The sequence below is a fragment of the Kitasatospora acidiphila genome, from assembly GCF_006636205.1.
In the GTDB taxonomy this organism is placed as follows: domain Bacteria; phylum Actinomycetota; class Actinomycetes; order Streptomycetales; family Streptomycetaceae; genus Kitasatospora; species Kitasatospora acidiphila.
In genome coordinates, this window is record NZ_VIGB01000003.1 from 2,202,742 (window position 1) to 2,227,065 (window position 24,324).

Genomic DNA, 24,324 nt, shown 5'->3' on the forward strand with positions numbered 1-24,324 from the left:
GCCCACAAACCAGCAAGAGCGGGCACCTGGTTTCCCAAGTACCCGCTCTCGCAACCGACTTCACAAGTCGGGACGACAGGATTTGAACCTGTGACTTGAACCTGTGACCCCTTGACCCCCAGCGGGCTTGAGACAATCAGGTCGCCTTTTCAGGGCACAGCAGGGCGATCGGCCACCCTGGTCAGGGCGTCGCGGAGGGCGGCGCGCGTGCTGATGCCGAGTTTGGGGAAAGCGCGGTAGAGGTGGGCGCTGACCGTGCGGGGGACAGGCGCATCTGCTCGCCGATCTCCTTGTTCGTCAGGCCGCCGGCGGCCAGCTCGCTGACCCGGAGCTCCTGCCAGGTCAGCGGCACCGCAGTGGGTGCCGGGGTGTGGGACGCGACCCCGGCTGCCCTCAGCTCGGCTTGGGCCCGCTCGGCCCACGCGGTGGCGCCGAGCCCGTCGAGCGTCTTGACTGCCGGGGCGAGGAACGCGCGGGCCGCCGCGCCGCCCTGGGTGCGGCGCACGCGGATCCCGTGCGCCAGCCGGATCCGGGCCAGCTCGAACGGGAACCGCTCGGCGGCTGGGTGCGACTGGGCGCGTTCGTACATGTCCGCCGCCTCCCCGTCGTCCTCGGCCGTCATCGCCAGAGCCCCGTACGTGATCAGGGCCAGACGCGGAGAGATGTCGGGCAGGCCGGTGTCCCGCGCGGCCAGCGCGTGGGCCCGGGCCTGCTCGGCGCGTCCGGTGTGCAGGGCCGCCTCGACGAGGTCGAGCAGGGTCCGCGACGCCTGGTGGGCGTAGGGCCGGAACGCGCCCGGTGCCGTGATACCGATGGCGTACAGGAACGCGGTCTCGTAGTCGCCTTCGCTCAGCGCGATGGTCGCGCCGACGGCGTCCGCGAGCTGGGTCAGGTACCCGATGCCACGCGGGCGGGCCCACGCGTCGACCGCGGCCTGCAGGTCGCGCGCCTCCTCCGTCCGGCCGCGCACGGCCGCGAGTTGGGCCAGGCGGGCCCGTGCCTGGTGCGCGAACAGTCCGTGGCCGAGCTCGGTCGCCACGGCCAGGACGCGGTGTCCGGTGCGCTCGGCGGCCTCCCACTGGCCGAGCGTCATCTGGTCGAGCATGATCAAGTGCAGCATGACGATGCCGCTGGACAATGCGCCGGTGTCCAGTTCACGGTCCACGACGCGCTCCAGGTACGGGCGCAACGGGCTCAGGGCGTCGAGGTGGTAGGCCGACACGGCCAGGCGCATGACGTCCCACGGCTCCTGCTCCCCCTGCTCGTCCACGTCGCGATGCTGTGGGCGGCGGCCAACCCTGAGGTGCTGGCGGTGGTGGACCTCGCCGACCGGACGCAGCGCCGCGAGGTGATCCGCCGGATAGCCGCCACTCTGGTGGAATGAGCCCGCGGCGCCGCCGGGAACGCGCGACGGTCCGCCGACCGGTTTCGTCGACGGACCGTCACGCAGGCTCAGGCCGGGGCCGCACGCCCCGGGTGGAAGAGCCGACCCACCTTCAGCCCCAGTGAGACTTCTTGATCGGAGCGCGGGTCAGCAACCACCCCACGCGCTCGGCTGGCACAGGGGGATGCCGGAGTCGGGAGAGCAGTACGGGGGCACGCTGCACTGGTCCACGCTGTAGATGATCACCATCCGGGGTCCAGCGGCGTGGGGTCCCGGCATCCACACGGATGTCGAGGTCGAACTCCGCCAGCTGGTCATCGATCTGAAGTACTGCCGTCGGGGACATGCTTGCCTCTCTGTAAGGGATTTCGCCGTCGACAGGGACGACGTCCTGTGGTGCCGGTGAAGGGTGAACGGGTGTTTCCGTGAACCACCGGCGCTTTCACGTTCCGGGCAGAGGCCCGCCTGGGGAGCGCGCCACGTCAGCGGGCCATCTGCGTAAGGGGGCCGCACCGGCCTGAAGGCTCGGCCGGGGCGTCAGGACAGCAACAGCACGGCCTCCCATGCGGGGCGGCGACGCCGTGCCGGGTCGAGGTGGGCGTGGAGGGCGAGCGCGATGCCGCAGGCACCTTCCAGCAGCCCGGGCGGATCCGTCCGCTGCCGGCGCACGGGGTCGTACGCCCGGTACCCGAAGGTGGTCGCCGGATCGTATGCGTCGCAGACTCGCCGGAACACGCGCTCGGCCTCGCGGAGCAACAAGGAGTCGGCTGCCTCGGCGGCCACGCACGCGGTCGCCTGGGCCAGGCCGGCCAGGCCGTGGCACAGTCCTGCGTCGGTGAGCCCGTCGAGCCCGTCCGATCGCCGGTGGACGGCGTGCACGGCGTCAACCGCGCAGCGCGTCCACCGCTCCTCCCCCACGGCGCGGCCGGCCAGTTGCAGGGCACGGGCCACCCCGGGGGCGCCGTAGCACCACGATGCCCGGTGCGCTCTCACCGGCGGTCGCGGGTCGCTGCGCTCTTCGGCCGCGCTGATCAGTGACGGCCAGTACGGGCCCGCCTCGTCCTCTGCCGCCCAGCTCATCAGCCAGTTGGCGATGCGTCTGATGGCGGCGTCCTGTCCGGGGACGCGGTGCCCCCGTGTCCAGGCCAGCGAGAGGAGGGCCAGCGGTCCGGAGATGCCGTGCGCGAGGCCGGGCGTGAGCACGTGCAGCCGCGATCCCTCGGCGCTGGGCAGGGTGCTGTACCAGCCCGGCAGTCGCCCACCGGCCGCCTGCACCGGTTCGGTCATGGCCACCAGGGGCCGCAGGACGTCGCCGAGGGCGTCCGGGGAGGCGGGCTCGGCGAGGAAGTACCGTCCGAGTCCGGTGAGACCGGAGATCAGGTCGAAGTACTCCACGGGGATGGCGGAGTCCTCCCGTGCGGTCCTGTTCCGCTCCGCCGCCAGGTGACCCGCCAGCCGGTCACGTAGCAGCGTGTCCAGCCGGCTGAGGGCGTTGCGGTACCCGCCGTGCTGGTTCGCGGCCTGTTTTGACCGCGAAGCCCAGGCCGACGACGCCGGAGAAGAGCCCCCTTCCGGTCCACTCGGGGCCGGCCTGCAGCATGTGCACGGCGGTGGAGAGCTTGTCGTGGGCCGCCGGCCGCCAGACGGGGTCGTCCACGGAGAGCTCGCAGAGGAGCATGGCGGCGCCCAGGAGATCACCGACACAGGCTCCTCCCTCCTGGCGTGCGGGCGTCCAGGCGCTGACCCGGGCGGCCGTCTCGGTGACGATGGCCCGAGCTGTCCATGTGGTCATGCGTGCGCGTACCTCCTTCGTCCTTCCTCGGCCTCGGCGAGGCAGCGGGCCAAGGCCAGGGCGCGCCCCTCGGTTTGCCTGTCGGGGCCGACGAGGCGGTTGTGGTGCATGTGGAGGACGCTCAGCAGGACGGAGCGCCGCTGTGACGAGAGGGCGGCCAGGGCCTCGGACCAGCCGGCCGACTCCGTTCGGGTGGGGTCGCTGCGCTGGTACCGAGCCCACGTCTCCTGGCGGTGCCGATGGGCGTAGTCGCGGTGCGGCTCGCACACCTCGTCGAGCGCGGCGTCGAGGAACCAGCCGGGCCAGCGGCTCCCGTGCACCCCGCGCACGGTGTCCGCGAAGTCCACGGCCGCCAGCAGTGCCTTCTCGCCGGCGGGGACGCCGTCCGGGAAGGAGCGCAGCTGGTGCAGCACGCGGAGGCTGTCGTGGTGGAAGTGCCGTTCCACGGCCGTGATGACGTCCGGGCCGCCGTAGCGGGCGGTTTCCGGCTCGTAGCCGTCGAAGACCAGCCGACCGGCCAGGCGCTGCTCGCGCAGCCGGTCCGCCCAGGCCAGCACCGCGCGGGCCATCGGCCCGTGCAGGACGTCGGGCGACCCGTGGAACCGCAGCCTCAGGTGCGGGTCCGGGTCGCGGTAGCGGACGAAGAACCAGCGGTCGACGCCGTCCGGGAGGCCCGCGAGCAGCAGCGGCAGGTGCTCGGTCAGCACCTCGTGCTGGCGGGCGGTTGCTCCGTAGAGCTTGGCGGAGAGCCACTCCGGGTGGCGGCGGGTGGGCGTCGTGGTGACCTGCGGTCGCGGGGCCGGCGCCAGTGTGCGCGGGTGGTGCGGGAGGAGCGGCACGATGAGCTCGCTGGCATGGGCGGTTCCCGACTCGTCGCGCAGCCAGCCGTGGCCCCGTCCGCCGGCATCCGCGGGCGTCTCGCTCACCAGGAGGTCGACGCCGCGGGCCAGGTCGCGCCTGAGGAGCCGCCGGTGCAGCGGGCGGGTCAGGTCCAGCGCGACGCGCCGGTCCCCGGTACCGACGTCGACGCGGTCGGGCACCTGCCACCGGGCCCGCCACCGGTCCAGCAGCAGCTCCCATGCGGCGTCGGGCACCGTGGCGTCCGACAGCGCGCTGTCCGGCCGCCACCGCGCCGGCGTCAACACGGTGCGGCCGTAGCGGACGCGGGGCAGGTAGGGTGCCGCGGCCAGCACACCCCACTGCCACACGACCCACGCGGAGGTCGCCATGCGGGGCACCTCCCACAGGAAGCGGACCGCGGCCGGAGCCAGCCGTGCGTTGCCCGCGTGCGGGAACACCGGTGTGATCTCCCGTCCGGTCGCCGCCTCGACGAAGTACAGGCGCACGGCGTCGGCGGCGACGGCGATGTCCGGGGCCCTGCGCGTCAGGGTGGCCCCCGGGTCGCCGAAGCAGCCGATCGCCAGGCGGTCGGCGAAGAAGGAGGGGACGCGGGCGGCGTTGGCGACGCCCTGCGAGGTCGGCTGGAAGTCGACCTCGACGGGCAGTGCCCCCTCGGCCGACGAGCACTGGGTGCCGCGCCGAACCAGGTCACCCAGCGAGCGCGGGTCGTCGAGCAGGTGGGCGAACCGGCCCGCCAGCGAACCGGGCAGTGGGGAGCCGGTGGCCGACGAGAGGACGGCGACGAAATCGCCTTCCGTGAGCGCCTGTGGCGAATCGGCGGTGAGGTGGAGGCAGATCTCGCCCGGGTCCTGCCGGTCGTCGAGGCGGGCGTCGTCGAGAGCGGTGATCATCTCGTCGTCGATCACCACCTCGGTCACTCCCGAGACGGCGGCCGTGGACACCAACTGCAGCAGCCAGGCTTCCCGTTCGGCGTCGTCCGCGGTCGGTCCCGCGACCGGGGCCGACCGTTCGCTGCGGGGGTTGTCGTAGCCGGCCGGTGTGCCGAGGCCGACATGGGGATCGAGGAGGTCGAGCAGCGGGACCGCCTGGTCGGTGCCGTACCGTTCCAGGAACGCCGCGTGGTACTCGACGAGATGGGCTGCGGCCCCGCTGCGGGGCCGCAGCCGCCACAGCGCGGTCGCGGCGCGTTCGGCCTCCCGCAGCACGGCCTCGGGCAGCACCACGTCGGCGTCGACGAGCAGGTCCACGCCGAGGGGGCGGCGGTGCGGGTGCCGGGCGCCCATGGCATCCACCAGGGAGCGCCAGCTCTCAAGTCCGGTGCCGGGCCGGTACTGCCCGTGTCGGTGCAACCGCTCGGCGATGTCGGCGAGTTCGGCGGCTGCTTCCTTCTCGTCGACTGTTCGCAGCACGTCGAGGATGTGTTGCAGCGGATCCATCGACGTCAGCGGTGGGTGGAGCTCGGTGAGCAGGAAGCCCCGCCGCACGAGGTCGACCAGGACATCCTCGATCCTGGTCACCGGAACGCGGGGGAAAGCCGACGTCAACCGGTCGGTCAGCACACCGGCCGGTGTCGGGCGCTCTGCCGCGCGCAGGACGAGCTCCAGCGCAGTGGTGTACTTGGCGGAGACCTCCTCCATGCCGCGGCCGGGCACGCTACTGGTCTCCGCTCCGGGTGCGCAGGGCAGGACCCAGCGGTCGCCCCGCCGGAACCCCAGGTCGTTGCGCACCACCCGCAGCTTGCGCAGCACGCCGGGTCGCCGTTCCCACTGGGCGACCTCCTCGGCCAGCCATTCACCGCCCGGCCTCGGCACACCGCGGTGTGCGGCGCCCAGGCGCACCCGGCAGGAATCGGCGAACGCCACCGGTGCCACACCCGCGAGCAGGCCGAGCGGCGTCGGCCTGCTCGCGCCCCGCAGCACGTAACGCGTCGTGGCCAGGGCGGTCTTGGCCAATGTCCTCGGCCGCACCGCCGCTCGCGCGCGGATCGCGGCGACGGATGTGTACAGCGGCATGTTGGCCACCGCGATCGCCTCGAGGACGCGCGGATCGGCGGTCAGTTCGTCGAGGTAGTCGGCGACCTGGTCCGGATCGCGCAGGTCGACCTCCCCCGCCCCGGCCGACGGTCGGGGCAGCATCGCGACCCGCAGCAGTCCGCCGGGAACGGCGTCGAACCGCACACCGCCCTCGGACAGCGCGCGCTCCGGTCCGCTCCGCTGCCCGGGACCGGGCTCCTGCCGCTTGCCGCGCCGCCGTGAACGCTCAGCCATCACCACCGACGACAACCCCTTCATCTCCTGTTCCGCTGGTAGGTATCCGTACCGCCGCAACCTCGTTGCGGCGGTGGCCGGGTGACGACTCAGAGGTGGTCCGCGTCGATGACGGCCTGGGCGGAGGCGGTGGGCGCCTCCGAGGGGGACGTTGTGTCCGACGTCGCCGAGCGCGCGGGGCGGGCTCGGCGACGGCACCCACTCTCGGCCGCCAGCGGAATCAGGCGCATCAGTCAGTTGACGATCCGCCACGCGGTCGGACGCCGCCGCCGTTAAGTCATCCGGCTGTCAGCGGTGCCCTGCCACATGGGAGGCCGAGCGGGCGGTTCCGTGAGCAGCCCGAGCGCGCGGGTGTCACCAAGATGGCAGACTGCCTGCCACAACCCGGCCGATTCACGGCCTTGTTGCCGTTGTGACCGGCACGCTGAAGATCGTTCGCCTCGCCTGGGGAGACCATGTCCACATCCACCCGCATGCCCACCGATCCGACGTCGAGCGACCGGGCCATCGAGAACCTGATCGCACGCTACGCCGAGCTCGTGGACGACGGCGATTTCGCCGGACTCGGCGTCCTTCTCGCTGACGCCACCTTCACGGGCAGTGGCGAGCCGGTGAGCGGGCGCGACGCGATCGAGGAGATGTTCCGGGACACCCTGATCGTCTATGCCGACGGCACGCCGCGAACCCAGCACGTCACCACGAATGTTGCCATCGAGGTCGACGAGCAGGCGGGCACGGCGGTCGCGCGTTCGTACGTCACCGTGTTGCAGGCTCTGCCGGACCTGCCGCTGCAACCCATCGCCGGCGGTCGGTATCACGACCGCTTCGAGCGCAGTGATGGGCAGTGGCGCTTCGTGGAGCGACGGGTCCGCATCAATCTGGTCGGCGATGTGAGTCGTCATCTGCGCCGGGCTGCCGCGCAGCGGTAGTCCTCCCCCGGACCGGCCCTGCGCGTTACGGGCGGGACAGCTGGTTGCGAGCCTCGACCGCCTTGATCGTCTTCTTCAGCGCCTTCTCCAGTACGCCTTTGCCGACGCTGCCCAGCAGCAGCCCGGTGACGCGGCCCTTGAGGTTCTTGCCTTCGCGGACCACCACGACGTCCAGCTGCGTCAACCCGTCGGGCAGCCGCGTGAAGGTGTAGGTGTGTCCCGAGGCGCCGCCCCAGATGTTGGAGTCGACCGTGGTCATCACCACGCGGTTCGGGTCGGACCAGTCGTATCGCAGCCGTTCCCAGATGCCGCCCGAGCCCTCGGTGACGTCGGCGTGGTCGACACCCTCCTCGTGGACCCGCACGTACTCGTCGGCGCTGTTGGGGAACAGTTCCCGACGACCCGGCCCGAAATCGGTGAGGCTCGCCACGAACTGCTCCGGGGTGACCGGCGTCCGCTCGGTGAAGTGGATGGTTGCCATGGGGGTTCTCCCTGCGCTCCGTACGTCGGTGTCCTGAACGGCTGTCCTCAGACTCCCCGGCGGCGGCCCTCCGTCGAGCCGGTGCCGGACCCTGGTCGCCCCCGGCCCGGGTACTGGCCAGGGTTCGGCACTGGCTCGACGGGCCCGCAGTCCCGGGATCGTGATCGGTGGATGCCGACCGGCATCCATGGCGGCGCGGGAGCTGACGATGGTGGAATTCAAGATCGAGGTCGTGGTCGTCCCGGTTTCGGACGTGGACCGGGCCAAGGACTTCTACACGCGGATCGGGTTCCGCGAGGACGTCGACTTCTCCGGCCCCGGCGGCTTCCGGGTCGTGCACCTGACCCCGCCCGGTTCGGCCGCGTCGCTCATCATCGGCAGTGGCGTGACCGACGCGGCGCCGGGCTCCGAGCGCGGCGTGCACCTGATCGTGGACGACGTCGTGGCGGCCCGCGCCGAGTTGGCGGCCGCCGGGGTCGAGGTCAGCGAGGTCTTCCACGACGCCGGCGGAGTCTTCCACCACGCCGGCACCGCCGAGCGGGTCACCGGCCCGCACCCGGCGCGGCAGTCGTACGGCTCGTTCGCGTCGTTCGCCGACCCGGACGGCAACACCTTCGTCCTGCAGGAGGTCACCACGCGGCGCCCCGGACGGATCAGCCACGCGGTCTACCGCTCCGCCGACGAGCTCGAGTCGGCACTGCGCGACGCGGCGCTCGCCCACGGCACGTACGAGGGCGAGCTCGGCCACCCGGATCCGGATTGGCCGGCGTGGTACGCCGCTCACATGGCCCACGCGGCCGGGCTCGGCAGCTGAGCGGCGCTGTCGGAGCTGCCGCGCGGTGAGATCGACATCAGGAAGGGGCAGGGCGGCATGAAGTCCATCACCATGACGATGGTGGGCCGCGAGGACGAGCAGGCGGAGCTCGTGGCGTTCGTGAAGTCCGCCACGGGTCAGGCCCTCGTCCTGCGCGGGGAGGCGGGGGTCGGCAAGAGTTCGCTGTTGAGCAGCGCCGCCGCGTTGGCGGAGCAGGAGGGACACGTCGTCCTGCGCGCCGCCGGCGTCGAGGCGGAGTCCGCGCTGCCCTATGCCGGGCTGCATCAGCTCGTTCATCCGCTTCTCGCCGACATCGCGCGGTTGGATGACGGGACCCGGGCGGTGTTCGACGCCGTGTTCGGCGGAGTGCAGGGTGATCCGCCCTCGGTCATGACGCTCGGCATCGCCGTCCTCGGCCTGCTGGCGCTCTCCGCCGAACAGCGGTCGCTGCTGCTGGTCCTCGACGACGGCCAGTGGCTGGACGACTCCAGTGCCGACGTCTGCGGCTTCGTGGGCCGACGCCTGGCCGGCGGTCCGGTGAAGCTGCTGGTCGCGGTCCGCACCGACATCACGTCGCGTTTCGACACCGCCGCACTGCCCGAACTGCCGATCGCCGCCCTAGCCGACGAGGACGCGACCCGCCTGCTGGACCATCGTTACCCGGATCTGGGCCGACAGGTCCGCCGACTCGTCCTGGAGCAGGCCCGGGGCAACCCGCTGGCCCTGCTGGAGCTGCCCGCCCACGTAGCCGGCCCGTCAAGCGACCTCCCGGCCGAAGACCTGATCGGTCAGCACGGCGTGCCGTTGCCCCGGCGGCTGCAACGGCTGTTCGGCGCCCGCATCGCAGCCCTCGACGAGCGGGTGCGGGCCGAGCTGCTGATGGCCGCGCTCGACGGCGCCGGGAGCCCGAGCGGCGCCGACGCCGTCCCCGGCACGCGCTACGGCATGCGCGACGCCGACTCGGCGGTGGCCGCCGGGCTGCTGGACGTCGAATCGGCCACTGGCGCCTTCGTCTTCCGGCACCCGCTCGTGCGGTCCGCCGTCGTGCAGACGGCCACTCCCAACCAGCGCCGCACCGCGCATCTGACGCTGGCCCAGGTTCATCGGGAGAACCTCGAACGCCGGGCGACGCACCTGGCAGCGGCGACGGTCGATCCCGACGAGGACGTCGCCGACATCCTGGAGGCGGCGGCCGCGTCGGCGACGCGGCGCGGCGGGGCGCTGGCGGCCGTGACCTGGCTGACCCGGGCCGCCGAGCTCAGCGAGAACCACACCGACCGGTCCCGGCGGCTGGCCGACGCGGCCTTCGTCGCCGCTCACGCCGCCCGCCTCGGCCAGGCGCACCGGCTGCTCCGAGCGGGCCTCGCACCCGGTTCGACGGAGTCGCCGGCCTCGGTACTGGCGGCCGCCTACCAGGCGCTCTACCAGGACGGGGACGTCCGTTCCACCCACCGACAGGTCTCGGCCGCGATCGAGAAGCTCCGGGACGGCGGTTCGGCCGAGCCGAAGGAGGTCCTCACCCGGCTGGTGATCCTGCTCCTGGCGATCAGTCAGTACAGCGGCGACCGCGCGGTCTGGGAGAGCACGCACGAACTCCTCGCCTCCCTGGGGAGCCTGGTCACCGAACGCTCGCGTCTGTTCAGCCGCACCTGGAGCGATGTGACCAGGCATGGAGCCGACTTGGCCGGGCTGGTGCTCCAAGCCGCCGCGAACCTACCGGATTTGGAACCCTGGGAGGTCACGCGGTTCGGCACGGCCGCGTACCACCTCGACGTCCTGAGCCACTACCGCCCGCACCTGCAGCGCGTCGTGGACCGCGAGTTGGAGACCGGGGCCGTGGCGACCGGCATGGTCATGCTGCACCAGATCATGCTCGACCAGATGGCGGTCGGCGAATGGGCCGAGGCTGAGGACACCGGACGGCGCGGCCTGGATCTGGCGACCGAGCACGGCCACCAGCTGTTCGCCGCCCAGAGCCGCGCGTACCTGGCCCAGCTCGCGGCGCTGCGTGGGCAGGTCGGACGGGCGCGGGACCTGCAAGCCGAGGTGGACGCCTGGGCCCGCCCGCGCGGACTGGGGTTCCTGACCCAGGTCGCCGACTCCGCCGGCGCGACCGCCGCGCTGAGCTCCGGCGACTACGAGGCCGCGTACCTCTACGCCATCGGCATCACGCAGCCGGGCACGTTCCGGCCCTATGCGTACCAGGCCTCGCGCACCCTGCTCGATCTCGTCGAGGCAGCCCAGCACACCGGTCGCGTCGAGCAGGCCCGGGCGCACGCCCTCGCTGCCCGGGACGCCGGTCTGCCGCTCGTGTCACCCCGCCTGGAGCTGATCACCTACGGCGCGCTGGCGATGACCGCCGAGAACGAGCAGGAGGCCGCCGAGATGTTCGCTCGGGCCGAATCCCACCCGGACGCCGCCCGCTTCCCGTTCGAGCTGGCCCGGATCCGGCTGGCCCACGGCGTCCGGGTGCGCCACGTCCAGGGCCGGGAGCCAGCGCGGCAGTACCTGGTCCCGGCGGCCGAGGCGTTCGAGCGGCTGGGCGCGGCCGGCTGGACCGAGCGGGCCCGGGCCGAACTGCGCGCCACCGGGACCCCGCCCCGCGCCTCGGCGCTGAACCTGGCCTCGCTGACCTGGCAGGAACGCCGCATCGCCGACCTGGCCGCCGGCGGCCTGACGAACAAGGAGATCGGCGAGCGGATGCACCTGTCGCCGCGCACCGTCAGCTCGCACCTGTACCGCGTCTTCCCCAAGCTGGGCATCACGGCCCGGGCGGCGCTGCGCGACGCGCTGAGCCGGGCCGAGGAGGTTTCGCGGGTCTGATGTCCGCGCTCAGGCCTGTGCGGGCACGGCCTCGACGCCGTTGCCGGCCAGCCAGGCGAGGACGTGGTCGGCGACCGAGCGCCAGCCGCTGTCGAACACCATCGAGTGTCCCCGGTCGACGAACTGCTTCAGATCGGTCATGGCGGAGGAGTCGCCGTAGAGCTTGTAGACCGAGCGGGTCACGGCGTCCGGGACCGTCCGGTCCTCCTGGCCGGACACCAGCAGCAGCGGTCCGCGCACCGCATTGGCCGTGTCAACGACGGTGTCGGCCGACCCGGCGGCGGTGCGGTCGAGCCCGAGGTCGGCGAGCAGCCGGAGCGGGGCCGGGACGGCGTACCGGTCGAAGAGCTTCGCCGCCTCCTCCTCACCGACCGCGTTGGCGATGACGTGTCGGAACCGGCTCCGGGACAGCGACTCGAAGCACGGATGCCGGGTCGAACCGACCGGCATCAGCGACCATGGGCGGGGCCGGCCGTCGTCCAGCGGCAGACCACCGACCGGCAGCGGCGCAAGGGCCACGGCGGCGACACCGAGGCCGTTGCCGAGGAGGCGCTGGGCGATGAGGCCGCCGGCTGAATGCCCGATCAGGACCGGCGGGTTGTCGAACGAACGCACGATCTCCTCGTAGTGGGCCGTGAGCGCGACGAGCCCGAGGTCGCGCAGTGGGCCGGGCTCGCGGCGGGCCTGGTCGGCGGTGGGAGCTTCGCCGGGCCAGCCCGGGACGCACACCGCGTAACCGTGCGAGCTGAGCCGTTCAGCCCAGCCGTCCCAGGAGGACAAGTGGAACCATGCACCGTGGATGAGGACGACGGGAGTTTGCTTCACGGCCAGACCTTCCGATTGCACGCGACGTCCGCCGGCGTTGCGGCGCTCCTCCGAGGATCGCCAAGCGGTAGCACAGCGGAAACAGTCGGATGACTGAATGTGACGGCCCGGCAGGTCACCGGTGCATCTTCGGGTGTCTCGACGTCATGTGACTGATGCGTCCGGCCGGTCGCCGAAGAAGAGTGGAGGCGCCAGCGAGTCTCCGGGAAGGATCAGACATGATCAACAGACGTACGTTCACCAAGGCGGTCGGTCTCGGCGTGGGCGCCACGGCCGTGTCGGTCAGCGCGGCTTCGAACGCGCCTGCCGCCTTCGCGGCCGGTTCCGACCGGCCCGGCCGCCCGGCCCCGGTCATCCCGGCCATCGCCCCGGGCACGCACACCACGTTCTCGGACCTGAAACGAGTCCAGGCCGGCGTGCTCGACATCGGCTACGCCGAGGCCGGGCCGAAGCACGGGCCCGTGGTCATCTGCCTGCACGGCTGGCCCTACGACATCCACAGCTTCGTCGACGTGGCGCCGCTGCTGGCGGACGCCGGCTACCGGGTGATCGTGCCGTACCTGCGGGCCACGGCACCACCGCGTTCCTGTCTCCGACGACCGTCCGCAACGCGCAGCAGTCCGCGATCGCCCTCGACATCGTCGCCCTGATGGACGCCCTGAAGATCCACAAGGCGGTGCTGGCCGGCTTCGACTGGGGCTCGCGGACCGCCGACATCATCGCGGCGCTGTGGCCGGAGCGGGTCAAGGCCCTGGTGTCGGTGAGCGGCTACCTCATCACCAACGTCGCTTCGCAGAAGAACCCGCTGCCACCGAAAGCCGAACACACCTGGTGGTACCAGTACTACTTCGCCACCGACCGCGGCCGCATCGCCATGGAGACCAAGCAGAACCGGCACGACCTGTGCCGGCTGGTGTGGGACGAGGTCTCCCCCACCTGGGACTTCGACGACGCCACCTTCGAGCGCACGGCCGCGGCGTTCGAGAACCCCGACTACGCCGCCATCGTGATCCACAACTACCGCTGGCGCCTGGGCCTGGCCGATGGCGAGCGCCGCTATGACCGCTACGAGCAGCTGCTCGCAGCCCGGCCGGTCATCACGGTGCCGACCATCACCCTGGACCCCGCCCTCGACCCGTTCCTGGCCACGACCGACGGCACCGGGTACCGGAACTTCTTCACCGGTCCGTACCAGCACCGCGTGCTCACCGGCGTCGGCCACGATGCGCCGCAGGAGGCGCCGACGGCGTTCGCCCAGGCCGTGGTGGACGCCGACCACCTGTGACCCGCGACGGTCTCGACCACATGGAGGTGTGGGAAGTGAGTGACCCCGGCATGCACGAGCAGGCGGCGGACATCCGCAGGGCCCGGTTCGGCGCGCTCCCGGAACGCGTCGCCTTCGAGGACATGGTCGAGGAGAAGCCGGTGCTGTCGTCGAGTCAGGCGGTCGACGCCTACGACCCCGACGGCCTGGCGGTCAGGTTCTCCTGCCTGGCGGCGGATCTGGGTCTTTGAGCACAGCGGTCAAGCGTTCGGGTCCGCCCCCCAACCGGGGGACGGACCCGAACTTGCTGCGCGCCGTGGTCAGTCGCGCTGGGCCTTGACGCAGCGGAAGCTGCTCGCGGCGCTCGGGTCGCCGTGGCCGGTGTAGCGGGAAACCATCGGGTAGCGGCACACGTCGCGGGCGACGGTCCCGCCGGAGGCGGTGGGCAGGGTGGCGTGCAGCACGTTCGGGGCCTGGCCCTGTTCGACCCAGGCGGTCAGAGCGGCCAGGTCGTCGACGTTGCCGCCGTTCAGGCCGCAGTGCGCGACGCCGGGGGCCAGGAAGACGCGGTAGAAGTCGTCAACCTTCTTGGTACCGCCCATCAGGGCATCGACGCGCTTGCGGTAGTCGACCGTGCCCGCGGTGGGGATCAGTTGGTCGGCGTCGCCCTGCCAGGTGATCAGCTTGCCGCCGGCGTTGCGGAACGCGGAGAGGTCCGCGTCGCGGGTGCCGATCACCGAGTCGTACTCGGCGCGGGCCTTCTGGAAGATCTCGTCGAACTGCGCGTAGCTGAGGTTCGCGGTGTTGAACGAGGGCTGCTTCTCGACGAAGTTGGCGACCCACTGGGCTGGGACGATGAACGGCAAGCCGGTGGTGACGCCGTTCGCATCGGTCTTGCCGGCCGCCAGGTAGGAGAAGTCGGCGCCGATCGGCAGGCCGTACCACAGCCGCTTGCCGTTGGTGTCGCGCGGGCCGTCCCAGATCTTGCGGACCACGTCGGCATCGGCGGCGGTGATCGTGTACTGCTTGCCGTCGCACACGACCGTGGTGCCGATCAGGCGGCGCGGGTCGAAGTCGCAGCGGTTCGGGTCGCTGATCAGGCCGTCGACCACGCCGTCGAGCTTGTCGCAGGCCTTCAGCGCGGCCTGGTTGAAGGCGTTGAACTCGCACGTGGTGGGGTAGGTGTGTTCCTGGTTCATCACCACCTGCGGCCAGAGGGTGGCCACTTCGAACTGGTTCCAGTTGATGGCGGGGGCGTCGGCGTTGATGCCGTTGAAGTCGGTGGGGTACTGCTGGGCTTCCATGTAGCCCTGGCGGCCGCCGGTGGAGCAGCCGTTGAAGTAGGAGTAGGACGCGGCGTGACCGTAGGCGTCGTCAACGACCTGCTTGCCGACGATCGCCATCTCGTGGGCCGAGCGCGAGGCGAAGTCCTGCAGCAGTGCGGTGTTGATCCGGCCCTGGGAGTTCAGCGCCCAGCTGCTGTCCAGGCCGCCGGTGTCCACGCCGGCGTCGGTGGTGGCGGCCGCGTAGCCCTGCTTGACCGCCGCGGCCACGGAGCCGATGTTCCCGGCGGCGTAGGCGGCGCCGCCGTCCGCCTGGAAGCGGCCGTTCCAGCCGGACTGCGGCAGCCAGATCTGCACCTTGGCGTGGTCGTTCGCGCCCGGGTGGGTCAGCGTGACCGTCACCTCGCAGTGCGCCGGGACGTCGGGCACCGGGTAGCCGCCCAACGGGGGAGCACCGGGCACCTGGAACGTGCCCGTCGGAACGGCCGCCGCGGTCACCGACTCCACCGTGGTGCCGTCCGGCGCCGACAGCCGGAACGAGGTGCAGGCGAACGAAGCGGGGCTGGCGGCGGCCAGGGGCGCGGTCGGCACCGGACCGGCCGACGCGCTCACCGGTGCATAGATGACACCGGCTGCCGCGAGCGGAACACCGGCCGCCAGGAGCGCCGGAAGCCGTCGTTTCATGATCTCTCCTCGGAGTCGGGGATGGCGCCATCACTGTCGTCGCCACACCGACTCGGGCACATCAGTCAGCTGACGCTGAGTCAAGACTGCGGTGCGCTCGCCCGACCAGGCAGAAGGCTTGAAGTCACATGACCGATGCGGCCGGGGAGAGCCGCGGGCGACGGTGAAGGCCACCGAGTCCACTGGTTCTCATCCCAGGAGCGTGACCCATGTTGAGCATCGAGAACGGCCGCAAGCGGCGGTTCGTCGCCGGGATGGCCGCTGCGGTCGGCACCACCGTGGCGATCGGCGCTTTCGCCTTCACCGCCACCGCTGACGCGGCGACCGACCCGGCGGCGGCCGACCGCGGCCCGAAGCCGACCGTCGTCCTGGAGCACGGTGCGTTCGCCGACGCCTCCAGCTGGGACGGCGTCATCGCCAGGCTGCGCCACGACGGCTACCCGGTGGTGGCCGCCGCCAACCCGCTGCGCGGTCCGGCCTCCGACGCCGCCGCGCTGCGCAGTCTCGTCGACCACATCAAGGGCCCCATCGTCCTCGTCGGCCACTCCTACGGCGGCTCGGTCATCAGTGAGGCCGCCGTCGGTGAGCCGCGGGTCAAGGCCCTCGTCTACGTCGCCGCGTTCCTGCCCGCGCCGGGCGAGTCCGCACTGCAACTGACCAACCAGTTCCCCGGCTCCACCCTGTCCGGCACGCTGGACCCGGTGCCGTACGCGAACGCCGACGGCAGCACCGGCACCGACCTGTACATCCAACAGGACAAGTTCCGCGCCCAGTTCGCCGCCGACGTCCCGGCCGACCGAGCCGCGCTGGCGGCCGCGGCGCAGCGGCCGATCGCGCAGGCCGCGCTGACGGAGAAGGCCACCTCCGCCGCCTGGAAGACCGTCCCCAGCTGGGACATCGTCACCACCCAGGACCTGAACATCCCGCCTGCGGCCCAGGAGTTCATGGCCGAGCGCGCTCACGCCCACACCACCGAGGTGGCCGCGTCCCACTCCGTCGCGGTGTCCCACCCCGACCTGGTGGCCGGCGTCATCGAGAAGGCCGCCCGGGCCACCCGCTGACCACCGTCATGCTGCGGCCGCGAACAGCGGCCCCCTGAACGCCGGGAGGGCGAACCCCGTCCATCCCCTCCGCCCTCCCGGCTCCACCTGCAATCACCGATCGGAGAAAGCGCCGGCGATCTCACGACGGGAGGAGATCCCCAGCTTGGCGAAGACCTTGCGCAGGTGCCACTCGACCGTGCGAGGGCTGAGGAACAACTGCGCGCCGATCTCCGCGTTCGGGTGCCCGGTGGCCGCGAGTCGGGCTATCTGCGCCTCCTGCGGGTCAGGACCGGCGCGCCGAGGGACCGCTTGCGGACGGTCTCACCGGTGGCGACCAGCTCCCGGCGGGCCCGTTCCGCGAACGCCTCCATGCCCATTGCCGCGGCCGCCTCGTGCGCCGCGCGCAGCTCGGTGCGAGCCTGGGCCCGCCGGTTCTGACGGCGCAGCCATTCGCCGAACAGCAGCCGGGCCCGGGCCTCGAACACGCCGAGCCCGCCCCGGCCGAAGTGGTCGACGGCCTCGCGGTAGCGGTCTTCGGCCTGCTCGGGTGCTCCGGTCAGGGCGTCGGCGACCGCCCGCGCGCCGAGGGCCCAGGGCGTGCCGGCCCGGCTCCAGTCGGCCAGCCGCTCGCGCGCCAGGGCCGCTGCGGCCCGGTCGCCGACCCGGGACGCCGCCTCGACCAACTCGCTGCACGTCCAGTGATGCACGACGAGGTCCTGGTACTCACCGCCCTGGAGTGCCGCTTCCATCGCGAGCGGATAGTTGCCCAGGCCGTTGTGGAGCACCGCCCGGGCACAGGCCGCCATGGCTGTGAGCCGGCCCAAGCCGCGCTGCTCGCCATCCCGTTCCATCACCTCGATCAGCTCCAGGGCCGGTCGTTCCCGCCCCCGGTACGCGCTGATCAAGGCTGTCGTGACCATGCGCGTCGCCGTGCCCGCTGCCTCCTCGACGGCCGCGCCCTCGGCCAACAGGTCCCAGGCTTCGGAGAAACGCCCCGCATAGCCCAGCGAGGCCGCCCGGTGGGGCAACGCCGTCGAGAGGATCGACAGCGTGCCCGTCGTCCGGGCGAAGCGAACCGCCCGGTCGGTGATGTCCAGCCACGTCTGGAGATCGCCCAGCTCCACGGCGGCGTTCGCGGCCGGCCACAGGACGACCAGATCCTCGTCGTCGGTGAGGGAGCGCAGTGCCCGCGACAGCAGCGGGAAAGCGGCCGCCGGCCCGTCCATGGTCCACGCCACCAGGGCACGGAGGAAGACTCCCGCCGTCTCGTCGCCAGGCGGCAGATCGCGAGCGGCCTCGGCGACTCGTCGCAGTCCGCCTTCGTCGTGCCGACCGGCCCAGATGGCCGCACCGAACGCCGCGAGGTGGGTCTCCCGCGCGGCGGCCGGGTCGAGGTCCCTGAGCCGGCCCGCCGCGTCGAGCAACGGCCGCACCGCGCCGAAACCTGAGTTGGTCATGGATGACGCCTTGGCCCGCAGCCGGCCGGCGTTGGCCTGCTGCAGCCGGTCCAACGGCCCCAGCTCGGCGGCGGCGAGCAGGTCGGGCACGCGAGCCGGCGCGCCCGCGGCGAGGTGGGCCCCCGCGGCTGCCAGCGCGCGCCGCGCCTGCTCCTTCGGGTCGGGGGTGAGCGCGGCGGCACGTTCCAGGAAGGAGGCGGCGGCCGCCCGGCCGCCGCGCGCCAGGGCCCGGTCGGCGGAGCGCTCCAGCGCGGCGGCGATCTGCTCGTTGGGCCCGACCGCGGCGTGGGCCTGGTGCCAGGCCCGCCGATCGGGGTCGCGCTCGGCATCGGTGGCCTCGGCCAGGGCGTGGTGCGCCGCACGCAGCGTGGCGGCATCCGCGCCACGCCAGACGGCCGACCGCACCAGCGGGTGCCGGAACCGCACCGGGGCTCCCAGGGTGATCAGGTCCGCGGCCTCCGCCGGTGCCGCGGCCTCGAGCCCGATGCCCAGCAAGCGCAGAGCACGCCACAACAGCGGCCCGTCGCCGACCGGTTCGACCGCCGCGACCAGCAGCAGGGCGCGGGTGTCGGCCGGCAGTGCGTCGACGCGCCGGCGGAAGCCGTCCTCGACCCGGGTCGCCAGCGGGCCGGCACCTGGTCCCCCGAAGCCGAACGCCAACTCCGCCGGTGACAGGCCCCGGGGCAACTCCAGCAGGGCGAGCGGGTTCCCGCCGGTCTCGGCGACGATCCGGTCCCGCACCCGGGCGTCGACCGGCCCCGGCAGCACGCCGTCGAGCAGCGCCCGGGCGTCGGCGTCGGCCAGCCCGCGCAGGGGGAGATCCGGCAGACCGGTGAACCCCTCGTCCTCCCTCCCGTCGGTGATCCGCTCGGCGAACACCAACGCCACCGATTCGGCATCCAGTCGACGCCCGACGAACGCCAGGATCCGCTGGGACATCAGGTCCAGCCACTGCGCGTCGTCGACCAGGCACACCAGCGGGGACTGGGCCGCGGCCTCGGCGAAGAGGCCGAGGACCGCGATCCCCACCAGCAGCATCTCGGGCGGGTTCCCCGCGCTCAGGCCGAACGCGACGCGCAGCGCGTCCTGCTGCACCGCCGGCAGTCGATCGAGGTGCGACAGCAACGGGACGCACATGCGTTGCAGGGCCGAGTAGGCGAAGTCGGACTCGGCTTCGACGCCGGCCGCGCGTACGGTCTGCAGCTGCGCCGCCTGCCCGGCGAGATGGTCGAGCAGCGCCGATTTGCCGACGCCGGCCTCGCCGCGCAGCACCAGCACCCGGCTGCGCCCGCCGCGCACCTCGCGCAGCAGACCCTCCAGCACCTCCAACTCCCGGGTCCGACCCAGAAGCTGGTGTTTCGCGTGTTGCGGCATGGCCCCTCCGGCACGAGTTCCTCCCGGAGGAGCTCCGCCCATCCTACGAAGAGCAGGGCCGGCTGATCCGCAAGGATCCGCTTCCCCTCCGGCCGCCCCATCGTTGACTCGGCGTCGGATGACTGATGCACGGCGGATGCACCGCAAGTGACAGTGGTGACCGATGGATCTCACAACAGAGCGAAAGGGCTTGACATGACTCGCACTTGGTTGGTCACCGGCGCGTCCCGGGGCTTCGGGCGGCACCTGACCGAAGCGGTCCTGGAGAGCGGAGACCAGGTCCTGGCGACGGCTCGACGGCCGGAGCAACTGGCGGACCTGGTCTCCCGCTACGGGGCGCGGGTCCGTACCACGGCCTTGGACGTGACCGACGCGGAGGCGGCCCGTGCCGCGGTGCACAGCGCGGCCGCATCGTTCGGGCGGCTGGACGTGGTGGTGAACAACGCCGGATACGCCAACAGCGGCCCGATCGAGGAGATGGCGGAGCAGGACTTCCGCGAGCAGTTCGAGGCCAACTTCTTCGGTGTCGTCAACGTCACCCGGGCCGCTCTGCCGGTGCTGCGCGAGCAACGGTCGGGAGTGTTCGTGCAGTTCTCGTCCCTGGGCGGCCGGGTCGGAGGCACCCCGGGAATGGGTGCCTACCAGAGCGCGAAGTTCGCCGTCGAGGGCTTCTCCGAAGTGCTGGCCAGCGAGGTCGCCCCGTTCGGGGTGAAGGTGGTCATCGTCGAGCCCGGCGCCTTCCGGACGGACTGGCAGGGCTCGTCCATGGAGCTGCACGCGGTGGGCCCCGACTACGAGGAGACCGTCGGCGTCATGAACCGGTACCGGCAGGAGAACAACGGCACGCAGCCCGGCGATCCGGCGCGCGCCGCCCAGGTGATCATCGACGTCGTCGGCCACGACGACCCGCCGCGCCGGCTACTGCTCGGCGCCCAGGCCGTGACCGCGGCCCTGTCCGCCGGTGAGGCGCGCGCGGAGGAGACGCGGAGGTGGGCCGACGCGAGCGCCGCCGCCGACTTCCCGGCGGGGCGGTGAGTCCACCGGCAGCGACCAGGCGCCCTCCGCGATCAAGCTGACCCCGGACGGCCCGCGGCTGGTCGAGGTGGGTGCCCGCGTTTCGGGGCTGCCCTACTACACGGCCGAGGTCCTGGGCGAGGGGCAGTTGAAACGACATGTGGCACCCGATGCACCTGCACGGACACACCTTCCAGGTCGGGCGACACCGGCCCGCGCAAGGACAGCGTCATCGTGAAGCCCAAGCGGCGGATCGTCTGCGATTTCGACGCCGACAACCCCGGCCAGTGGCTGACGCACTGCCACAACGCCTACCACGGCGAGGCCGGAATGATGGGCTTTCTCGCCTACCGGGCATGACGCTGCACCCGTCCGGGGCTGGGGCTGGATGGCGCGCCCGCCCCAGCCCGGGATGGACGGCCTCGTGCGCCGGACATTGACCGGAAACCGCCGCCGTGCATCCAGGGCATGGTCGGTATGGTCTGCGCATGCCACCTCAGCCGCGCAAGGCCGCCGGACAGCCGGTGCTCCAGTACCGCAAGCCCACCCGGGAACGGGACTACTGGGTGTTGGACGACGTGCTGCCGAACGTGGACGAGGTCCGGGCCCGTTGTCTGGCGCGCAAGGACTGGACCGAGGGCTACCCGCACAGGCCCGAGACCTGGCCCGGCCTGCGCGCCATGCCGGCCCTGACGCCGGGTGAACTGATGCGCGTGGAAGCCCTGGTGAGGAACGCGACCGGCGCGAAGAAGCTCTGGGCCGAGACGTCGGCAGGCGGTGCCACGGTCAACCACAACTGCATCCAGGTGGTCGGCAAGGACGAGTGCGAGCCGCGTCCGCACACCGACTCGCGGGCGCTGTGCCGGTACGCGGCGGTGCTCTACCTGAACCCGGATGTGCCCAAGGACTGCGGCACCAGCTTCTACCGACAGAGCCTGCCCGGCGGGGTACTCGGCGGCAACCTGGTCTCGGCTCCGCACAACAACCTGGCCGAGGCGCTGGGCACCCGCTTCGTCCCGGCGGACTCCTTCACCGAGGACGTGCGGGTGCCGCACCGCTACAACCGCCTGCTGCTCTACTCGGCCAACCTGATCCACACCGCGACCGCCTACTGGGGCAGCACCCTGACGGACAAGCGGATGACGGCCGTCTTCTTCTGGATGGCCTGATCCTCGAACTCCCCCTGGATCTGCAGAAGTCCACGCACCGCCGACTACTGGGCGGCCGTGGGCGGCCACCCCCGAGGCACCGGGCAGTGGCCGGAACCGGTCGGTCGACCGCCAGACGGTGTGACGCCCTCTCGCCGGTTGGCGCTGACCATGCCTGCGGATCCTGAACTGGGCCGAAGTAAGCCAGAGTTGATCACCGGCACCCATCGAAGACACCTCGAACATATCGAGTGCTTGAACACTTCTTGGCCAATTCATGACGCATGTCTGTCATGCGCAGGCCATCTGCTGCCACCATTTCGATGCCGCGGATTCACGGGCCCCACACCCCGGCTGCGCGGCTTCTGACTGGCTCCACCGCACCGCACCCGTGCCGCACCGGCGGCCGGGCCGCCCCCACTGCGCCGCGAACCCCGTGGCCAGGTCGTACCGACGCTCGTGACCCCGCGAGCGGTCGGGAAGGAGACCCATGTCCCGCTCCACCCATGCCCGGGCAAGTCTGGCCGCGCTGGCCGCCACCACCGCACTGCTGGTCGCCGGCATACCGATGGTCGCCCAAGCCCAGACCGACACCCCCTCGATCGCTGCCTCCCCCGCGGCCGCCACCCGGGCCGAACTGCTCTCCCAGGCCAACCTGCACAGCGCCGCCATCGCTCAGTCCCTCGGTCTGGACGGCCAGGAGAAGCTGATCGCGAAGGACGTGGTCAAGGACGCGAACGGAACCCAGCACCTGCGCTACGAGCGCACCTACGCCGGCCTGCCCGTGCTCGGCGGCGACCTGGTCGTCCACCAGGCCGCGAACGGCACCATCAAGAGCGTGGACCGGGCCAGCAACGCCTCGCTGACCGGCGTGCCCACCACCCCGGAGGTCGCCGCACCCCGGGCCCAGGCCAGCGCCCAGGCCGAGGAGGCCGGTTCGACGGTGGCGGTCGCCCCCCGCCTGGTCGTCTGGGTGGTCAAGAACACGCCGAAGCTGGCTTGGGAGACCGTCGTCACCGGCAAGCAGCACGACGGGACCCCGAGCCGCCTGCACGTGGTCACCGACGCTCGCACCGGCGAGGTGCTGAGCAAGGTGGAGGGCATCGAGACCGACACCGGCCACGGGGTCTTCGTCGGCACCGTGCCGCTGACCACCACGGCCTCCGGCAGCACATTCCAGCTCAAGGACGGCAGCCGCGGTGGCCAGTACACCACCGACATGGGCAACGGCACCTCCGGCAACGGGACGCTGTTCACCAACTCCACCACCACCTGGGGCGACGGAACGGTGGGCAACCGTCAGTCCGCCGCCGTGGACGCGCAGTACGGCACCTCCGCGACCTGGGACTTCTACAAGAACACCTTCGGCCGCACCGGCATCCGCAACGACGGCGTCGGCGCCTACAACCGCGTGCACTACGACACCGGCTACGTCAACGCGTTCTGGGACGACACCTGCTTCTGCATGACCTACGGCGACGGCGCCAGCGACACCCATCCGCTCACCGAGATCGACGTGGCCGGCCACGAGATGACCCACGGCGTCACCGCCGCCACCGCGAACCTCAACTACTCGGGCGAGTCCGGCGGACTCAACGAAGCCACGTCCGACATCCTCGGCACGATGGTCGAGTTCTCCGCCAACCTGCCCTCCAACCCGCCGAACTACTTGATCGGCGAGCTCATCAACATCAACGGCGATGGCACCCCGCTGCGCTACATGGACCACCCCTCCAAGGACGGCGCCTCGGCCGACTCCTGGTCCTCAACCGTCGGCAACCTGGACGTGCACAACTCCTCCGGCGTCGCCAACCACTTCTTCTACCTGCTCTCCGAGGGCAGCGGCGCCAAGACCATCAACGGCTTCAACTACAACTCCCCCACGGTGAACGGCATATCCGTCACCGGCATCGGCCGCGACAAGGCCGCGCAGATCTGGTACCGGGCTCTGACCACCTACTTCACCTCCACCACCGACTACGCCGGCGCCCGTGCCGGGACCCTGAGCGCCGCCACCGACCTGTACGGGGCGGGCTCGGCGGAGTACAACGCCGTCGCCACCGCGTGGGCCGCCGTCAACGTCGGCTCATTGCCCACCGGCACCATCACCGTGGCCAACCCCGGCAACCAGACCACCGCGCTCAACGGCACCGCCAACCTCCAGGTCAGCGCCACCGGTGGCACCGGCGCCCTGACCTACTCGGCCACCGGCCTGCCGTCCGGCCTGTCGATCAGCTCCACCGGTCTGATCACCGGCACCGCCACCACCGCCGGCACCTACAGCGTGACCGTCACGGCCACCGACACCGCCGGAAAGACCGGTACCACCAGCTTCAGTTGGACCGTTTCGAGCGGAACCGGTGGCGGCGGCGTCACCAACGGCACCTTCGAGACCGGGAACCTCAGCGGTTGGACCTCTGCGGGCTCCACCTCCGCCGGCGCCGCCGCCAAGCACACCGGCAGCTACGGCGCCCAGGTCGGCTCGACCAGCCCGAGCGGTAGCTCCTCGCTCAACCAGACCTTCACCGCGCCCGCCGGCTCCAGCAAGGTCTCCTTCTACTACAACGTCAACTGCCCGGACACCGTGACCTACGACTGGGCGACCGCGACGCTCAAGGACAACACCACCAACACCACCACGACCTTGCTGGCCAAGACCTGCACCAGCGGCCTCGGCTGGAAGGCGGCCTCCGGCGCGATCACGGCCGGCCACAGCTACACCATCACCCTGACCAACGTCGACGACAACTACCCGGGCGACCCGACCTACACCTACTACGACGACATCGCCACCTCCTGATCCAAGCCTCGGACGCATCAGCGTCCTTGGGTAAGTCCCCTGCGGGCATTGGATGCTGAGCCGGTTCTCAAAGAAGAGCGG

The 24,324-nt window shown here is 71.8% G+C and carries 17 protein-coding genes and 2 pseudogenes; 10 read left to right on the top strand and 9 right to left on the bottom strand.

Annotated features, from left to right (window positions below; translation table 11 throughout):
- Window positions 1-181 precede the first annotated feature (181 nt).
- The 4 genes from E6W39_RS39215 to E6W39_RS11035 all read right to left on the bottom strand — a co-directional run bounded on the left by E6W39_RS39215 (window position 182) and on the right by E6W39_RS11035 (window position 6,304).
- A complete protein-coding gene (locus tag E6W39_RS39215) occupies window positions 182-1,270 on the bottom strand; it encodes a response regulator transcription factor (RefSeq protein WP_181799199.1) in 1,089 nt (362 codons plus the stop codon).
- A gap of 651 nt (window positions 1,271-1,921) precedes the next feature.
- A complete protein-coding gene (locus E6W39_RS11030; protein ID WP_228718641.1) occupies window positions 1,922-2,863 on the bottom strand; it encodes a lanthionine synthetase C family protein in 942 nt (313 codons plus the stop codon).
- On the bottom strand, window positions 2,844-3,176 hold the full coding sequence (locus E6W39_RS41290) for a hypothetical protein (protein WP_228718790.1): 333 nt from the start codon (window positions 3,174-3,176) through the stop codon (window positions 2,844-2,846). The genes E6W39_RS11030 and E6W39_RS41290 overlap by 20 nt, the downstream gene beginning before the upstream one ends.
- The gene (locus tag E6W39_RS11035; protein WP_141633387.1) at window positions 3,173-6,304 is read right to left on the bottom strand and encodes a lantibiotic dehydratase; all 3,132 of its coding nucleotides are present in this window, start codon (window positions 6,302-6,304) and stop codon (window positions 3,173-3,175) included. The genes E6W39_RS41290 and E6W39_RS11035 overlap by 4 nt, the downstream gene beginning before the upstream one ends.
- Before the next feature lie 455 nt (window positions 6,305-6,759).
- Here E6W39_RS11035 and E6W39_RS11040 point away from each other — a divergent pair, with 455 nt between their 5' ends.
- Window positions 6,760-7,233, top strand: a complete 474-nt coding sequence (locus tag E6W39_RS11040; RefSeq protein WP_141633388.1) for a nuclear transport factor 2 family protein — start codon at window positions 6,760-6,762, stop codon at window positions 7,231-7,233.
- Window positions 7,234-7,258: 25 nt separating this feature from the next.
- Here E6W39_RS11040 and E6W39_RS11045 read toward each other — a convergent pair whose 3' ends face one another.
- Window positions 7,259-7,714, bottom strand: coding sequence for a hypothetical protein (locus tag E6W39_RS11045; protein ID WP_141633389.1), 456 nt, complete (start codon window positions 7,712-7,714; stop codon window positions 7,259-7,261).
- 208 nt (window positions 7,715-7,922) lie between these two features.
- Between E6W39_RS11045 and E6W39_RS11050 the strand changes: the two genes are divergently transcribed.
- Window positions 7,923-8,528: a VOC family protein gene (locus tag E6W39_RS11050; protein ID WP_181799200.1), complete on the top strand. Its 606-nt coding sequence runs from the start codon at window positions 7,923-7,925 to the stop codon at window positions 8,526-8,528.
- A gap of 57 nt (window positions 8,529-8,585) precedes the next feature.
- Window positions 8,586-11,351 (top strand): helix-turn-helix transcriptional regulator, encoded by a 2,766-nt coding sequence (locus E6W39_RS11055; RefSeq protein WP_141633391.1) that lies wholly within the window; start codon window positions 8,586-8,588, stop codon window positions 11,349-11,351.
- Between the two features lie 9 nt (window positions 11,352-11,360).
- Here the strand turns inward: E6W39_RS11055 and E6W39_RS11060 are convergent, their stop codons facing one another.
- Complete coding sequence (locus tag E6W39_RS11060; RefSeq protein ID WP_141633392.1) at window positions 11,361-12,176, bottom strand: alpha/beta hydrolase; 816 nt, start codon at window positions 12,174-12,176, stop codon at window positions 11,361-11,363.
- A gap of 218 nt (window positions 12,177-12,394) precedes the next feature.
- Here E6W39_RS11060 and E6W39_RS11065 point away from each other — a divergent pair.
- Together E6W39_RS11065 and E6W39_RS11070 are read left to right on the top strand one after the other, a co-directional pair.
- A pseudogene (locus tag E6W39_RS11065) lies at window positions 12,395-13,461 on the top strand (alpha/beta fold hydrolase).
- Window positions 13,462-13,496: 35 nt separating this feature from the next.
- Window positions 13,497-13,691, top strand: coding sequence for a hypothetical protein (locus tag E6W39_RS11070; RefSeq protein ID WP_323809000.1), 195 nt, complete (start codon window positions 13,497-13,499; stop codon window positions 13,689-13,691).
- Window positions 13,692-13,760: 69 nt separating this feature from the next.
- Here the strand turns inward: E6W39_RS11070 and E6W39_RS11075 are convergent, their stop codons facing one another.
- Window positions 13,761-15,407, bottom strand: a complete 1,647-nt coding sequence (locus tag E6W39_RS11075; RefSeq protein WP_141633393.1) for a tannase/feruloyl esterase family alpha/beta hydrolase — start codon at window positions 15,405-15,407, stop codon at window positions 13,761-13,763.
- A gap of 209 nt (window positions 15,408-15,616) precedes the next feature.
- Here E6W39_RS11075 and E6W39_RS11080 point away from each other — a divergent pair, with 209 nt between their 5' ends.
- Window positions 15,617-16,468, top strand: a complete 852-nt coding sequence (locus tag E6W39_RS11080) for an alpha/beta fold hydrolase (RefSeq protein WP_181799201.1) — start codon at window positions 15,617-15,619, stop codon at window positions 16,466-16,468.
- A gap of 93 nt (window positions 16,469-16,561) precedes the next feature.
- Here the strand turns inward: E6W39_RS11080 and E6W39_RS41295 are convergent, their stop codons facing one another.
- Both E6W39_RS41295 and E6W39_RS11085 read right to left on the bottom strand, forming a co-directional pair.
- Entirely contained in the window at window positions 16,562-16,717 is a 156-nt protein-coding gene (locus E6W39_RS41295) for a helix-turn-helix domain-containing protein (protein WP_228718642.1), read from the bottom strand.
- Window positions 16,714-19,281, bottom strand: a complete 2,568-nt coding sequence (locus E6W39_RS11085; protein WP_228718087.1) for an AAA family ATPase — start codon at window positions 19,279-19,281, stop codon at window positions 16,714-16,716. Before E6W39_RS11085 ends, E6W39_RS41295 begins: the two co-directional genes overlap by 4 nt.
- A 195-nt stretch (window positions 19,282-19,476) precedes the next feature.
- Here E6W39_RS11085 and E6W39_RS11090 point away from each other — a divergent pair, with 195 nt between their 5' ends.
- The 4 genes and pseudogenes from E6W39_RS11090 (at window position 19,477) to E6W39_RS11105 (ending at window position 24,243) form a co-directional block, all read left to right on the top strand.
- Window positions 19,477-20,316 carry an oxidoreductase gene (locus E6W39_RS11090; protein WP_141633394.1) on the top strand — a complete coding sequence of 280 codons (840 nt, stop codon included), beginning with the start codon at window positions 19,477-19,479 and terminating at the stop codon, window positions 20,314-20,316.
- Window positions 20,317-20,453: 137 nt separating this feature from the next.
- Window positions 20,454-20,655: pseudogene (locus tag E6W39_RS11095) on the top strand (multicopper oxidase domain-containing protein); the annotation flags it as partial.
- A 128-nt stretch (window positions 20,656-20,783) separates the two neighbouring features.
- A complete protein-coding gene (locus tag E6W39_RS11100) occupies window positions 20,784-21,464 on the top strand; it encodes a DUF6445 family protein (RefSeq protein WP_141633395.1) in 681 nt (226 codons plus the stop codon).
- Between the two features lie 469 nt (window positions 21,465-21,933).
- Window positions 21,934-24,243 carry a M4 family metallopeptidase gene (locus E6W39_RS11105; RefSeq protein ID WP_141633396.1) on the top strand — a complete coding sequence of 770 codons (2,310 nt, stop codon included), beginning with the start codon at window positions 21,934-21,936 and terminating at the stop codon, window positions 24,241-24,243.
- The last annotated feature ends 81 nt before the right edge of the window (window positions 24,244-24,324 follow it).

What these genes read in the sequence shown, in the direction of transcription:
- E6W39_RS11050 (WP_181799200.1), top strand. Translation starts at nt 7,923, where the DNA reads ATGGTGGAATTCAAGATCGAGGTCGTGGTCGTCCCGGTTTCGGACGTG.
- E6W39_RS11080 (WP_181799201.1), top strand. Translation starts at nt 15,617, where the DNA reads ATGTTGAGCATCGAGAACGGCCGCAAGCGGCGGTTCGTCGCCGGGATG.
- E6W39_RS11045 (WP_141633389.1), bottom strand. Translation starts at nt 7,714, where the DNA reads ATGGCAACCATCCACTTCACCGAGCGGACGCCGGTCACCCCGGAGCAG.
- E6W39_RS11075 (WP_141633393.1), bottom strand. Translation starts at nt 15,407, where the DNA reads ATGAAACGACGGCTTCCGGCGCTCCTGGCGGCCGGTGTTCCGCTCGCG.
- E6W39_RS11090 (WP_141633394.1), top strand. Translation starts at nt 19,477, where the DNA reads ATGACTCGCACTTGGTTGGTCACCGGCGCGTCCCGGGGCTTCGGGCGG.
- E6W39_RS41290 (WP_228718790.1), bottom strand. Translation starts at nt 3,176, where the DNA reads ATGACCACATGGACAGCTCGGGCCATCGTCACCGAGACGGCCGCCCGG.
- E6W39_RS11085 (WP_228718087.1), bottom strand. Translation starts at nt 19,281, where the DNA reads ATGCCGCAACACGCGAAACACCAGCTTCTGGGTCGGACCCGGGAGTTG.
- E6W39_RS11055 (WP_141633391.1), top strand. Translation starts at nt 8,586, where the DNA reads ATGAAGTCCATCACCATGACGATGGTGGGCCGCGAGGACGAGCAGGCG.
- E6W39_RS11035 (WP_141633387.1), bottom strand. Translation starts at nt 6,304, where the DNA reads ATGGCTGAGCGTTCACGGCGGCGCGGCAAGCGGCAGGAGCCCGGTCCC.
- E6W39_RS11100 (WP_141633395.1), top strand. Translation starts at nt 20,784, where the DNA reads ATGCCACCTCAGCCGCGCAAGGCCGCCGGACAGCCGGTGCTCCAGTAC.
- E6W39_RS11040 (WP_141633388.1), top strand. Translation starts at nt 6,760, where the DNA reads ATGTCCACATCCACCCGCATGCCCACCGATCCGACGTCGAGCGACCGG.
- E6W39_RS11105 (WP_141633396.1), top strand. Translation starts at nt 21,934, where the DNA reads ATGTCCCGCTCCACCCATGCCCGGGCAAGTCTGGCCGCGCTGGCCGCC.